This window comes from Nocardia rhizosphaerihabitans (genome assembly GCF_014646295.1).
GTDB classification, from domain to species: Bacteria; Actinomycetota; Actinomycetes; order Mycobacteriales; family Mycobacteriaceae; genus Nocardia; species Nocardia rhizosphaerihabitans.
The window spans coordinates 419,902-432,285 of record NZ_BMNE01000005.1 but is presented as its reverse complement, the minus strand read 5'-3'; the positions used below and the strand labels follow the sequence as shown (position 1 = coordinate 432,285).

Here is a 12,384-nt window from a genome sequence, read left to right as displayed (position 1 = left end):
CACTGATTTTCCTCGATACAATGCGCGGCAGGCGCGAGTAGCGGGCGCTCCAACCAGCACAGGAGGGTCGTTGACGCGGATGGTCGGGCTGTTCGCCGGGATCGGCGGGCTCGAACTCGGCCTCGGCAGGAACGGCTGGTCGACCGAGCTGCTGTGCGAGATCGACCCCGGTGCGCAGGGCGTGCTCGCTGCCCACTTCCCGGAGACTCCGCTGCACGGCGACATCACCCGCCTGCGTTCCCTGCCCGCGGGCACCGAGCTGGTCGCCGCCGGCTTCCCCTGCCAGGACCTCTCCCAGGCCGGGCGGACCGCGGGCATCACCGGACGTCGTTCGGGCCTGGTCGACGAGGTGTTCCGGCTGGTCCGCCGGCAGCGTGGGCCGCGGTGGTTGCTGATCGAGAACGTCCCGTTCATGCTGCAGCTGGGTCGCGGCGCTGCCATGCGGCACATCACCGCTGCGCTGGAGGAACTCGGTTACACGTGGGCGTATCGCGTCGTCGACGGCCGCGCGTTCGGGTTACCGCAGCGGCGGCAGCGGGTGCTGATGCTGGCCTCGCGCACCGAGGATCCGCGCGAGGTGCTGTTCGGTGACGACGCCGGCCCACGTGAGTACGGCGACGCGGATCGCGATCCGTGCGGCTTCTATTGGACCGAGGGTGTGCGAGGTCTCGGCTGGGCGGTGAACGCGGTGCCGACGCTGAAGGGCGGATCTGGTCTCGGCATCGCCAGTCCGCCCGCGGTCCGGCTGCCCGCGGGCGAGATCGTCACGCCGGGCATCGTCGACGGCGAGCGTTTGCAGGGCTTCGACGCCGAGTGGACCGCGCCCGCCCTCGATGTACCCGGTGTCCGGCAGGGCCATCGGTGGAAGCTGGTCGGCAATGCGGTCAGCGTGCGGATGGCGAACTGGGTCGGTGAGCGGTTGGCCGCGCCGTCCGAGCCGTTGACAGTGGGGGAACCGCTGCGACCGGGATCACCCTGGCCGACCGCGGCCTGGGGGCGCGCCGGTGTGGTGCATCGGGTGCCGCTGTCGACCTGGCCGGTGCACGAGCCGTACGAGGATCTGAAGAACTTCCTCACCGAGCCGCGGCTGCTCTCGCCGCGCGCCACCGCGGGGTTTCTGCGCCGCACCGAGATGGGCAATCTGCGTTTCCCGCCGGGCTTCCTCGACGACGTGCGCGACCATCTCGACCGCATGGGCGGCTGGGCGGCATGAACGCGCGGCGGGTTCCGGACGGCGATCGTTCGCCGTCGGTTTCCAAGCCCGTCACCGATGCGGCGACCAGTGCGCGCATGTCCCGGCAGAAGCGGGCAAATACCAATCCCGAGTTGGCATTACGCCGCGAACTCCATCGCGCGGGCCTGCGCTATTTCGTCGACCGCGCGCCCATCAAAGGCCTGCGGCGTCGCGCCGACGTGGTCTTTCCCCGGCTGCACATCGCCGTCTATGTGGACGGCTGTTTCTGGCATCGGTGCCCGGAACACGCGACCGATCCGAAGAACAATGCCCAGTGGTGGGCGGAGAAACTGGCAGGCAATGTCGCACGGGACCGGGCCACCGATGCCGCGCTGATCGAGGCGGGCTGGCAGGTCGTGCGGGTGTGGGAACACGAAGATCCCCGGGTAGCGGCCGAACATATCCGTGCGCTGGTGCGCGAGCGTGCACCCCGTCAGGAACAGGGCCCGACCGGCTGACGTGGGTCAGCGACGACCCGGGTTGCTCCGCACTCGGACGCGCACCAGCGACCGTGGCGCGTTGGCCGCGGCGTAGCCGGAGACCGCCATCGCCAGAAACATGGCGAAGCCGGCCAGTGCGATCACGTAGCTCATCGAAGACCTCCCGGTTGGTAACGACACCACCTTGCCCGGTAAACCTGACAACAACCTGTGTGCGCTGTGATGAAACCACGTGCGCACCGTGCGACGCGCCCGATCCGCGCGAACGCCCGGGTGGTCTCCGCCGGGCAGCACAATGGTCGATGTGCCCGCATCCACCCGGATACCCCGTGGCTATCCCCTGCTGATCGCCGTCGCGATCGCGGTCGCCGGCCTCTGCTATTCGTCCTGGGTGCTGGAGTTCGTCCTGCCGATCGACACCGATCCGGTGAACTCCTTCCTCAGCGAACTCGACGCGGAGGGCAAGCCCTACCGGGAGGTGTTCGCCACCGCCGACAAGCTGGTCGGCCTGCTGCTGATCCCGGCCGCGATCGGCGGGCTGCTGGTATTCCGTCGTCGCCGGTTGACCACCGTCGGCTGGGTGGCCCTGGCGTGTTTCGGCGCGTCGACGATCGCCGACGCGATGCTTCCCCTGCGCGACTGCGACCCTGCGGTCAGCGCGTGCGGCGGTGGGCTGTTCCCACAACTGCACCAACCACACGCGTTGACCAGCACGCTGGCCGTCACCTCGATCGCGGTGGCGGCGTTCGCGTTCAGCGCCGCCGCCTACCGCTACCACCGCTGGTGGATCCTGCGCGAGTTCGGTGTGGTCGTGCTCGTCGTCGGGTCGGCGGCGACCATCTGGATGCTGGTCGCCGACAACCTGTCCGGCTCGTACGCCCTCGGCATCGCCCAGCGCATCCAGGTCGGGTCGATGTCGCTGTGGCTGCTCGCGCTGGCCGCCGCCGTGCTCGTCGAAGCGCGGGAGTGGACTAGTTGACCGTGATCTTCACCGTGTAGCCGTCGAGCTTCGCCGGCAGCTCGGTGGTGTCGACCACGAGCACCTCGCCGCTGTCCTGGACGCCGTTGGGCAGCGTCTTGGGCTTCAGGCCGAACGGCGGCTGCTCCCCCTGGCTAGCGGCCAGGCCGAAGTCGCTGTCGTTGGCGATGTAGATGGTCTTGCCGCCGTCGGTGGTGGCGATGCCTTCGATCTTGTCGTGGCCGAAGAACCGGCCCTGCTCGTCGAGGGCGACGACCAGCGCCGACAGGTCGAGGTTGCTCTTCTTGGCGACCGGGGTGATGCCCACCTTGGTCAGCGCGGCGACCGCGTCCGCGGTCGGGGTGACGCCGACGAAGGTTTCCAGCGGCTTGCCGTCGATCTGCAGGCCGCCCTTCTCCGCGTCGTAGGTCGCGCCGGGGACGGCCGACTGCGGGCCGACGTCGGTCGCGCCCGCGATGTCGATGGTCCAGATCTTCTTGTCCGACTTGGGTGCGAGGTTGCCGTCACGCTCGTCGACCAGGAAGGTGGTCGCGCTCAGCGCGGTGATCTCCGAGACGGCGACCTTGTTCTGCTTCGGGTTCTCCAGCGGATACAGGAATTCCTTCTGCGCCTTGGTCTTCAGATCGACGGTGACGATGCGCGCGAACGGCACCTCCTTGGCCGAGCCGTTCAAGCCGGGTGTGTTGAGCGCGCTCTGCACCACGCCGACCAGCGTGCTGCCGTCGGGCGTGACGGTCAGGCCTTCCATGCCCTGGTTCGGGGTGCGCAGCCCGATCTCCTTCGGCAGGCCGTTGCCGGGCGACAGGCGCTCGATCTCGGTGCCCGTGGCGTCGAAATGCACCAGGAACGGGCCGTATTCGTCGGACACCCAGAAGGTGCCGTCGGGCAGAGCGACGAGGCCCTCGGGGTCGAGGCCGTGATCGGTGGGCGGCAGCACAGTGCCCTGCAGATCCCTGATCGTCTCCCCGGTACTGGCCGCGGTGTCGACCTGGCCGTTGAACGGCACGCCCGACTTGTTGCGCAGCTCGATGCTCGACTGCAGCACCGCCTTGTTGTCGACCAGCTTGAACCGGCCGATCTTGGGCACGAAGCTCGGTGTGGGCGAGAGCTTTTCGTTCTTCGCCGGACCGTCCACGTTGGGGCCGCGGTCGGTGAGGCCGTAGAACTCGTCCGTGCTGCCCGGCACCGCGGTCCATGCCGAACCGAAGCCGCTGCCCTGCACCGTGGTACCGCCGTACTCGCCGAGCACCGGAATGTCGGTGGTGTACAGGCGAACCGCGTCGGTGGTGGTGACCTTGAACTGGTCGAGGCCCGTGTAGCCGGCGATCGGCGTGTAGACGTAGGAGCCGTCGGTACGCCGGGTCAGATTGCCGTGCTCGGGTTCCAGGCTCACCCCGAGAACCGCGCTCTTCCCCGTCTTGGCGACCAGGTCGTCGAGGGAGATGACCAGCGGCTGATCCTTGCTCACGGTGAAGTCGGCGTCGGAGCCGGGCGTCGAGCAACCCGCGGCGACAGCGGCCGCGCACAGCGCGGCGGTGAGCGGGACGAGACGGAAACCTGGACGTGCGTTCATTTGCCATGCGTACCGCGCCGAACCGACCAGCAGCCGACCGGCAAATGAATTGTCATCCACTGCACGGTGGATCATTCTGGCTGCCATGACCACAACTCGGGTGAACATTTCCTCTGCCTCCGATTTCGAAGATGTAGTCGGGTATTCGCGGGCGGTGCGGGTCGGTGATCACGTCATGGTCAGCGGGACGACGGCTGCCGTCCCCGGCGGTGGCGTGGTAGGCGGCGACGACATCGGCGCGCAGGCCACCGAGGTGCTCGCCCGGATCGCCACCGCGCTCGAACAAGCGGGCGCGAGCCTGCGGGATGTGGTGCGCACCCGCATGTTCGTCACCGATATCTCCCGCTGGCCCGAGGTCGCCGCCGCCCATGCCGCGGTGTTCGGCACGATCCGCCCCGCTGCCGCCATGTACGAGGTGACCGCGCTGATCGCTCCCGAACTGCTGATCGAGATCGAGGCCGACGCGATCGTCACCGGCTGAATCGTCACACGCGACCGGTCGCAGCCCCGGGCGCCGGACGCGAAAATTCCCCAGTTATCCACAGGTTCACGGTTATCCACAGGCCGGCGCCGACACCGTCGTGAACGCCGGTGCCGACCGGGCCGGGCAACTACGCTCGGACCTGTGACCAGCGCAACGACCACTCCCACCGACCTGCTCGCCCAGGTCGCCGCGTCCACCGCCCGCTTCGACGCGGCGATCGGTGCGCTCACCGACGCCGAGCTGAGCGAGCCGTCCCTGCTGCCCGGTTGGACTCGCGGGCACGTCGTCGCGCACATGTCGCGCAACGCCGACAGCCTGCTGAACCTGCTGCTGTGGGCGCGCACCGGCATCGAGATCCCCCAGTACGCCAGCGCCGCCCAGCGCGACGCCGACATCGAGGCGGGCGCGCCGCGGCATCTCGACGTCCAGCACGCCGACTTCACCGCGTCGGCCCACCGCTGGCAGGCCGTGGCCACCACGATGTCCGCCGCGGACTGGCAGGCGGTGGTCCGCAACCGGCAGGGCGGTTCGCTCACCGCCGACCAGATTCCGTGGATGCGCCTGCGCGAGACCGAGATCCACCACGTCGACCTCGGCGTCGGCTACACCCCCGCCGACTGGCCCACCGCCTTCGTCGCCCGGTTGCTCCCCGAAGCCATCGCCGACCTCTCTGCGAAGATGATCCCGGACGCCACCCCGACATTCGACATCCAGGCCACCGACACCGACTTCATCGCCACCGTCGGCCCCGGCCGCCCGCACCACACCGTCCTCGGCCCATCCGCCGCCCTGCTCGCCTGGCTCCTCGGCCGCTCTACCGGCGCCGACCTCACCGGCCCGCTGCCACCACTGCCTGCCTGGAAGTAGCGCAGTTCCTCGACCTGCACCGTCGTCCGGCCGTTCGCGCAGTGCGAGCCGGACTCGGCGCCGCCGCACTGACCCGCTGACCCGACCCGACCCGAGTAGACCTCGCCGGCCGCCTCTTCTCCCGCGTCCCTTGACCACGAACGAAATCCGCCTCCCACCGGGTACCGGTAGGAGGCGGATTGTTGTGCGCCCGAAGGGATTCGAACCCCTAACCTCTTGATCCGTAGTCAAGTGCTCTATCCGTTGAGCTACGGGCGCATGGTCTTCAGTTGTACCCGGCGAACCGGGTGTGGCGGAGGCGAGAGGATTTGAACCTCCGGTCCCCGTGAAGGGACAACTCATTAGCAGTGAGTCCCATTCGGCCGCTCTGGCACGCCTCCTGGAGCCTTCTCTTTCGAGGGCACCGGTCCTTGTCGAACCGCCGGGAATGAAGATTACACGAGCAGTTCATGTAGTCCAAAACGCCTGGTCAACTAGCGTAAGTTGCTGTCGAACCAGTCGTAGATACGGGTCTGGGAATCGATCCGGATGGCGTTGTCCGCGTCGTCGTCCGGATCTGGTCGGTCGGCACGGTGGCTGAGGCCGGGATAGGTGATGGTGAGACTGGCCACATTCGCCCGCGCCGTCGCGTCGCGCAGTCGGTCGACGGCCTCGGGTGGGGTGGCCGGGTCGTCGGCGCCGAACAGGCCGAGCCAGGGCGCCTGCAGGCTGGGGGCGATGTCGACCAGGGCGACCTCCTGGTCGGGCAGCGGCTCGGTGATGCCGGGGGCGGCCACGCTCACCGCCGCGCCGATGGGCCGGTTCGTTGCGACGAGGAAGGCGGCGGTGCCCGCGGAATCGAAGCCGAGTACCCCGATGGTGTCGGCGAAGACGCCGCGGCGGGTGAGCCAGTCGAAGCCGGCGTCGAAGTCGTCGAAGAGTTCGTCGCCGAACACCTCGTGCACCTGGTCGTCGGCGATCCGGTCGAACAGGTGTGGCGCGACGACGATCCAGCCCTCGAACGCCAGCGATCGCATCAGGTCGAGCAGCTGGGGTGAGAACTCGCGGGACTCGTGCAGCAGAACGATGCCGCCGCGGGCGACCCGCTCCGGTTCGACGACGGTGATGGGCACCGAGGTACGCGTCGCGGCGAGAGCCGTGCCTGCGGCGCTGTCGGCGGTGGGCTCCGTCGCCCGCAGCGGAGCGACATCGTCGTAGGTGCCCGACATAGATCCAGGGTAGGCCGATCAGTCGTCCTTGGGTAGGTTCCGACCAGGCGTCGGCGGCCGGAAACAGCGTTCACTTAGGGTGGAGGCGTGACAGCGCACATCCGGCCCGACCTCGCCACCATCCCGGCCTACGTTCCCGGCCGTAACCGCCCCGATGCGGTGAAGCTCGCGTCGAACGAGACGACCTTCGGGCCGTTGCCGAGCGCTGCCAAGGCGATCGCGGAGTCGGCCGAGCAGGCCAACCGGTACCCGGACAACCAGGTCGCCGAGCTGCGGGCCGCGCTGGCCGATTTCCTGGACGTGACCGTCGCCAATGTCGCCGTCGGCTGCGGCAGCGTCGCGCTGTGCCAGGAGCTCGTGCAGATCACCTGTGACGCGCCGACCGACGAGGTGGTGTTCGCGTGGCGCTCGTTCGAGGCGTACCCGATCGTCACCCAGGTGGGTAACGCCACCGCGGTGCCGGTGCCGCTGGCCGAGGGCTACCGGCACGATCTGGACGCGATGGCCGACGCGGTCACCGCGCGGACCAAGCTGATCTTCGTCTGCAACCCGAACAACCCCACCGGCACCGCGCGCGGGCGCGCCGAGCTGGAGCGGTTCCTCGACCGGGTGCCCGCGCACGTGCTCGTCGTGCTGGACGAGGCCTACTACGAGTACCTGCGGCTGACTCCCGAGAGTCGGCCAGACGGTGTCGAGATCGGCCGCACCCGGCCGAATGTGGTTGTCCTGCGGACGTTCTCGAAGGCCTACGGCCTGGCCGGCCTGCGCGTCGGCTACGCCGTCGGCGATCCCGAGGTGATCACCGCGCTGCTCAAGGTGCACATCCCGTTCAGCGTGAACCGGGTGGCGCAGGCGGCCGCGATCGCCTCGCTGGAGGCGCGCGGCGAACTCCTCGACCGGACCGATGTGCTGGTCGCGGCTCGGCACCAGGTGCGCGACGCGCTGCTGGCCGCGGGCTATCAGGTGCCGTCGAGCGAGGCCAACTTCATCTGGCTGCCACTGGGCGAGCGCAGCACCGACTTCGCCGAGGCGAGTGCCGCCGCGGGTGTACTGGTACGTCCGTTCGCCGGGGACGGTGTGCGGGTGACGATCGGCGATCCGCACGAGAACGAGCAATTCCTCGCCTTCGCCACGGCACCGGAGACCGCCGCCCGATTCCGTTAGGCCAGCGCACGGTCAGCATGCCTTGACGTCAGTCGCGCTGGGATTAGCGCGAATTCGAGCACACTGCCAGCACACCGGTCGTAGGCTGGCGCACAGTGAATCTCGGTGTTCGAAGCTGCCCGACCGGAGATGTACCGTGAACCAACGCTCTCACCCTGCTGTCTGCGAAAAAGCTTCCACCACAGTCACTTCGGTGCGTGACGGCGCAACGCGCGACACCGAGCCGAATCGGCGGCTACGCGAATGCGACGAGTTCTTCCGCCAGCCCGAGCTGGGACATCTACCCCTCCAGCGACGTCTCGGCGCGCTCGCCGAACTCCGCGAAACCGGCACCTACCGGCAGACCGCCGAGGAAATCCTGATCGGCGCGAAATTGGCCTGGCGCAATCACGCTCGCTGTGTCGGCCGCAAACATTGGCGATCGCTCAAACTGCTCGACGCGCGCCGAGCTACTTCCGCCAAGGAGCTTTCCGAGGCGTGCTGGCAGCATCTGCGCCTGGCCACCAACGGCGGCGCGATCCAATCGATGATCACGGTCGGCCCGCAGTCCCAACCCGGGGTCGGCGAGTACCGGATCGTGAGTTCGCAGCTGATCCGCTACGCCGGCTACCCCAACGGGGACGGGACCGTCACCGGCGATCCCGCCAACATCGCCGCCACCGAGCAGGCGACGGCCCTGGGCTGGCGCGGCGCGCGCACGCCCTTCGACGTGCTGCCGGTGCTGATCAGCACGCCCGACGAGGGCCTGCGGTACTTCGATGTTCCGCGCGAACTGGTCCGCGAGGTCGACCTGATCCATCCCGACTATCCGTGGTTCGCCACCCTCGGGCTGAAATGGCATGCGCTACCCGCTGTGTCGAATATGGATCTGGAGGTCGGCGGCGTCACCTACCCGTTCGCGCCGTTCAACGGCTGGTACGTCGGCACCGAGATCGGCGCGCGCAACCTCAGCGATACCGACCGCTACAACATGCTCCCGCTGATCGCCGACATGATGGGCCTGGACACCTCGTCGGTGCGCACACTGTGGCGCGACAAGGCACTGATCGAGCTGAATCACGCTGTTCTGCACAGCTTCCGGCACTCGGGAGTGCACATGGTCGACCACCACACCGTCGCCAAGCAGTTCTGCGATCACGTCCAGCGCGAGGAAGCCGCGGGCCGCCGCTGCCCTACCGATTGGAGCTGGGTCAACCCGCCGATCTCCGCGGTGCTCACGCCCACCTTCCACCGCTACTACGACGAGCCGGATCTCGACATCCGCCCCAACTTCGTCAAGCGCGTCGACGACTCGGTGGTCAGGCAGTGAAGAACAGTCCGGCGCCGTAGGCGTCCCGGGCGGAGACGAAGAAGCCGTCCGCGGTCGAGATCGTCGGTGCGCCACCGTCTTCGACGAGCTCGCGAGCCGCGGTGACGTCGTCGACCCTGATGGTCAGGGCGGCCGGGTAGGAGGCGGCGGGCGCGGGCTCGTCGGGCAGGAGCTCACCCGAGTCGCTTGCCCGGACGAGTTCGAGCCGCGCCGGGCCGACGGTGAACAGCGTGAGCGGACCCTCGTGCTCGGGTGTCCGGTCCAGGATGACGCGGTACCGGTCGGCGACAGCGGCGAACGCGGCGTCCTCGACGACCAAGAGCACCGAGCCGAGCCCGCGTGCGCCGTTGGGGTGGCGCAGGTAGCGGGGTTGGTGGACGTATTCGCGGGTCAGATGCTGGGCGATGCCGAGGTAGGTCTCGGGGGTGGCGCGTGGATCGAGGTGGACGGCGCGGGCCCGCACGGTGCGGGTGCCGTCCTCGGTGTCGACGTCGCGTTCGAGCTCGAGCACGCCGGAGGTCCGCAGGCCCGCCTCGGTCAGGTGGCGGTCTGCCTTGTCGGCGTCGGAGGTCTCGAGGTTGAGCAGGCGCAGGCCCTCGTACTCGTCGGCCATCGCCTTCGTGCGCCACGGGTCGGGCGCCGACTCGTCGACGATTCCGAGCAGTTCCAGATAGGAATCGCCGAAGAGGGCGCACAGGTTGGCGGTGCAGCCCGCGACGGGCGGGCGGCCGGGCTCGGCGCCGAGGAGATGGCGGGAACGCGGGCTGAGGGTGAAGCCGAAGGAGCGGTATCGGCTTTCCAGGCCGTCGAGATCCCTGGTGAGGATGCCGACGTGGTGGATGCCGCTGATGTCTGCTGTCATGACGCCGATCGTGGTTCGGTCGCGGGCGCCTGTCGTCGAACCGAGGCCGCTGCGCCGGAATCCGACACGTCCTACGCTCTTCTGGTGGATTCGGTCAGGCTCGATACCGTCGATCTGGGTTTGCTGCACGCCCTGCAGGTCGACGGTCGTGCCGCGTTCAGCCGGATCGCGGAGGTGCTCGACGTCTCCGATCGGACGGTGGCGCGGCGGTTCGCGCGGTTGCGGGCGCACGGTCTGGCCCGGGTCACCGGCGTCGCGGACAGTCGGCGGATCGGGCACGCGGAGTGGCTGGTTCGCATCCGGGTCCGGCCGGGTGGCGCTGCCGCGCTCGCGCAGGCGCTGGCGCGGCGGGCGGATACCTCGTGGGTGACTGTGCTGGCCGGTGGCACCGAGGTGACGTGCTTCTTTCGCGTCGACGCCGCGTCGGCGGCGCCGCTGGACGCGCTGGCCCGGCATCCGCAGGTCGACTCGGTCGACGTCCAGCTGCTGATGCGGCATCTGACCGAACGCCGCTGGCACGGCCGCACTTCGGCGCTGACCACCGAGCAGGTCAGCGCCCTCGCACCCGCGACGACCGACCGGCCGGACACTGTCGCGATGACCGAACTCGACCGCAGGCTGCTGCCCGCTCTCGCCGTCGACGGCCGAGCCGACTACGCGCGGCTCGCGCGCGCGGTCGACTGGTCGGAGTCCGCGGTGCGGCGGCGCGTCGACGAGCTGCGCCATCATCGCGTGCTGCGGTTCGATGTGGAGATCGATGCAGGGGTGCTGGGTTTTCCGGTACAGGCGATCCTGTGGATGACCATCGCGCCCGGCCAGCTCGTCGCCGCGGCCCGGACGTTGGCGACGCATCAGGAGGCGGCCTTCGTCGGCGGAATCACCGGGCCGCACAACGTGATCGTCATCGTCGTGTGCCGCGACGCGAGCGCCTTGTTCGACTACGTCGCGGGCCCCATCGGTGCGCTCGCGGGTCTCCAGCGCGTGGAGTCGGTGCCGATCACGGCCATCGCCAAACGGGCCGCTCCGGTCGTCTGATTCAGGCCGTCCCCGGACGACCAGACCTCGATCCCGGCGTGGGACGAGGAGTAGGAGCGGAGACGGAGGGATTTGAACCCCCGATGGTGTTACCCATGCTCGCTTTCAAGGCGAGTGCATTCGGCCGCTCTGCCACGTCTCCCTAGGGTGAGATCGTAGCGGACGCATCCGCGACCACAGATCTCACTGATGACATGGGGAAAGCCGGAGAGGCGGGCAAGCGTGCATGCGATCGAGTTGAACGGGTTCGGCGGGCCTGAGGTGATGGAGTGGACCGTGACGGTCGATCCGGAGCCGGGGCCGGGGGAAGTGCTGGTCGAGGTCATCGCGGCGGGGGTGAATCGGGCCGATGTGTTGCAGCGGCGTGGGTTCTATCCGCCGCCCGCCGATGCGAGTTCGGTGCCGGGGCTGGAGTGTTCGGGGACGATCGTCGCGCTCGGGGACGGGGTGCGGGATTGGCAGGTCGGGGATCGGGTGTGTGCGCTGCTGGCCGGCGGCGGGTACGCCGAGCTGGTGGCGGTGCCCGCTACGCAGCTGCTGCCGATTCCGGACGGGCTCGATCCGGTCGCCGCGGCCGGTCTGCCCGAGGTGGCGACGACGGTGTGGTCGAACCTGGTGATGACCGCGGGGCTGCGGTCGGGGCAGCTGGTGTTGATCCACGGTGGCGGCGGTGGGATCGGGACGCACGCGATCCAGGTGGCGCGGCGGCTCGGGGCGCGGGTGGCGGTAACGGCCGGGTCGGACGAGAAGCTGGCCAAATGTGCCGAGCTGGGGGCCGAGCTGCTGATCAACTACAAGACTCAGGATTTCGTCGCCGAGATCGCGGCGGAGCAGTCGGCGGGCGCGGACGTCATCCTCGACAACATGGGCGCGCTGTATCTGGAACGCAATGTGGAGGCGCTGGCGCCGCACGGTCAGCTGGTGGTGATCGGCATGCAGGGCGGCATCGCGGGGACGTTGAATCTGGCCACGCTGCTGGGCAAATGGGGCACGATCCACGCGACGAACGTGCGCAACCGTCCGCGCACCGGGGCGGGCAGCAAGGCCGAGGTTGTCGCCGCGGTGCGCGCACAGCTGTGGCCGCAGGTCGCCGCGGGCGAGATCGTGCCGGTGATCTCCGCCGAGTTGCCGATCACCGAGGCGGGCCGTGCGCATGAGCTGCTCGACGATTCGGAGACCTTCGGCAAGGTCGTCTTGCGGGTACGCGACTGAGAACCGCGCTGGGCGTT

Annotated in this window: 13 protein-coding genes and 3 tRNA genes; 9 read left to right on the top strand and 7 right to left on the bottom strand. The window is 69.0% G+C overall.

Annotation, left to right across the window (positions count from 1 at the left end; genetic code table 11):
• The first annotated feature begins 79 nt into the window (after positions 1–79).
• Together IEY60_RS23620 and IEY60_RS23615 are read left to right on the top strand one after the other, a co-directional pair.
• Positions 80–1,213 carry a DNA cytosine methyltransferase gene (locus IEY60_RS23620; RefSeq protein WP_189032550.1) on the top strand — a complete coding sequence of 378 codons (1,134 nt, stop codon included), beginning with the start codon at positions 80–82 and terminating at the stop codon, positions 1,211–1,213.
• The gene (locus tag IEY60_RS23615; RefSeq protein ID WP_189032220.1) at positions 1,210–1,692 is read left to right on the top strand and encodes a very short patch repair endonuclease; all 483 of its coding nucleotides are present in this window, start codon (positions 1,210–1,212) and stop codon (positions 1,690–1,692) included. Before IEY60_RS23620 ends, IEY60_RS23615 begins: the two co-directional genes overlap by 4 nt.
• A 6-nt stretch (positions 1,693–1,698) precedes the next feature.
• Here the strand turns inward: IEY60_RS23615 and IEY60_RS36265 are convergent, their stop codons facing one another.
• Complete coding sequence (locus IEY60_RS36265; protein WP_268241489.1) at positions 1,699–1,827, bottom strand: hypothetical protein; 129 nt, start codon at positions 1,825–1,827, stop codon at positions 1,699–1,701.
• Between the two features lie 142 nt (positions 1,828–1,969).
• Between IEY60_RS36265 and IEY60_RS23610 the strand changes: the two genes are divergently transcribed.
• On the top strand, positions 1,970–2,653 hold the full coding sequence (locus IEY60_RS23610; RefSeq protein ID WP_189032218.1) for a DUF998 domain-containing protein: 684 nt from the start codon (positions 1,970–1,972) through the stop codon (positions 2,651–2,653).
• On the opposite strand, the gene IEY60_RS23605 is transcribed toward IEY60_RS23610, so the two are convergent.
• Positions 2,646–4,226, bottom strand: a complete 1,581-nt coding sequence (locus tag IEY60_RS23605; protein ID WP_189032216.1) for an esterase-like activity of phytase family protein — start codon at positions 4,224–4,226, stop codon at positions 2,646–2,648. The two genes, IEY60_RS23610 and IEY60_RS23605, sit on opposite strands and share 8 nt — an antisense overlap.
• Before the next feature lie 85 nt (positions 4,227–4,311).
• On the opposite strand from IEY60_RS23605, the gene IEY60_RS23600 reads away from it, so the two are divergent.
• A complete protein-coding gene (locus IEY60_RS23600; protein ID WP_189032205.1) occupies positions 4,312–4,707 on the top strand; it encodes a RidA family protein in 396 nt (131 codons plus the stop codon).
• Positions 4,708–4,851: 144 nt separating this feature from the next.
• Positions 4,852–5,577 (top strand): maleylpyruvate isomerase family mycothiol-dependent enzyme, encoded by a 726-nt coding sequence (locus IEY60_RS23595; protein ID WP_189032203.1) that lies wholly within the window; start codon positions 4,852–4,854, stop codon positions 5,575–5,577.
• 185 nt (positions 5,578–5,762) lie between these two features.
• On the opposite strand, the gene IEY60_RS23590 is transcribed toward IEY60_RS23595, so the two are convergent.
• From IEY60_RS23590 to IEY60_RS23580, 3 genes are all read right to left on the bottom strand, one after another.
• Positions 5,763–5,835, bottom strand: a tRNA-Arg gene (locus IEY60_RS23590).
• Positions 5,836–5,867: 32 nt separating this feature from the next.
• Positions 5,868–5,957, bottom strand: a tRNA-Ser gene (locus IEY60_RS23585).
• Positions 5,958–6,050: 93 nt separating this feature from the next.
• The gene (locus IEY60_RS23580; protein ID WP_189032201.1) at positions 6,051–6,785 is read right to left on the bottom strand and encodes a dienelactone hydrolase family protein; all 735 of its coding nucleotides are present in this window, start codon (positions 6,783–6,785) and stop codon (positions 6,051–6,053) included.
• Between the two features lie 87 nt (positions 6,786–6,872).
• Here IEY60_RS23580 and hisC point away from each other — a divergent pair, with 87 nt between their 5' ends.
• The gene (gene hisC, locus IEY60_RS23575) at positions 6,873–7,949 is read left to right on the top strand and encodes a histidinol-phosphate transaminase (protein WP_189032199.1); all 1,077 of its coding nucleotides are present in this window, start codon (positions 6,873–6,875) and stop codon (positions 7,947–7,949) included.
• A 193-nt stretch (positions 7,950–8,142) separates the two neighbouring features.
• Complete coding sequence (locus IEY60_RS23570) at positions 8,143–9,258, top strand: nitric oxide synthase oxygenase (RefSeq protein WP_189032197.1); 1,116 nt, start codon at positions 8,143–8,145, stop codon at positions 9,256–9,258.
• Here IEY60_RS23570 and IEY60_RS23565 read toward each other — a convergent pair.
• Positions 9,248–10,120, bottom strand: a complete 873-nt coding sequence (locus IEY60_RS23565) for a VOC family protein (RefSeq protein ID WP_189032195.1) — start codon at positions 10,118–10,120, stop codon at positions 9,248–9,250. The genes IEY60_RS23570 and IEY60_RS23565 overlap by 11 nt on opposite strands.
• An 84-nt stretch (positions 10,121–10,204) precedes the next feature.
• Here IEY60_RS23565 and IEY60_RS23560 point away from each other — a divergent pair, with 84 nt between their 5' ends.
• Positions 10,205–11,155, top strand: a complete 951-nt coding sequence (locus tag IEY60_RS23560) for an Lrp/AsnC family transcriptional regulator (RefSeq protein ID WP_189032193.1) — start codon at positions 10,205–10,207, stop codon at positions 11,153–11,155.
• A gap of 57 nt (positions 11,156–11,212) precedes the next feature.
• Here IEY60_RS23560 and IEY60_RS23555 read toward each other — a convergent pair.
• A tRNA-Ser gene (locus IEY60_RS23555) sits at positions 11,213–11,297 on the bottom strand.
• Between the two features lie 80 nt (positions 11,298–11,377).
• Between IEY60_RS23555 and IEY60_RS23550 the strand changes: the two genes are divergently transcribed.
• Positions 11,378–12,367, top strand: a complete 990-nt coding sequence (locus IEY60_RS23550) for an NAD(P)H-quinone oxidoreductase (RefSeq protein WP_189032191.1) — start codon at positions 11,378–11,380, stop codon at positions 12,365–12,367.
• Positions 12,368–12,384: the final 17 nt, after the last annotated feature.

What these genes read in the sequence shown, in the direction of transcription:
- IEY60_RS23620 (WP_189032550.1), top strand. Translation starts at nt 80, where the DNA reads ATGGTCGGGCTGTTCGCCGGGATCGGCGGGCTCGAACTCGGCCTCGGC.
- IEY60_RS23615 (WP_189032220.1), top strand. Translation starts at nt 1,210, where the DNA reads ATGAACGCGCGGCGGGTTCCGGACGGCGATCGTTCGCCGTCGGTTTCC.
- IEY60_RS36265 (WP_268241489.1), bottom strand. Translation starts at nt 1,827, where the DNA reads ATGAGCTACGTGATCGCACTGGCCGGCTTCGCCATGTTTCTGGCGATG.
- IEY60_RS23565 (WP_189032195.1), bottom strand. Translation starts at nt 10,120, where the DNA reads ATGACAGCAGACATCAGCGGCATCCACCACGTCGGCATCCTCACCAGG.
- IEY60_RS23605 (WP_189032216.1), bottom strand. Translation starts at nt 4,226, where the DNA reads ATGAACGCACGTCCAGGTTTCCGTCTCGTCCCGCTCACCGCCGCGCTG.
- IEY60_RS23600 (WP_189032205.1), top strand. Translation starts at nt 4,312, where the DNA reads ATGACCACAACTCGGGTGAACATTTCCTCTGCCTCCGATTTCGAAGAT.
- IEY60_RS23580 (WP_189032201.1), bottom strand. Translation starts at nt 6,785, where the DNA reads ATGTCGGGCACCTACGACGATGTCGCTCCGCTGCGGGCGACGGAGCCC.
- IEY60_RS23610 (WP_189032218.1), top strand. Translation starts at nt 1,970, where the DNA reads ATGGTCGATGTGCCCGCATCCACCCGGATACCCCGTGGCTATCCCCTG.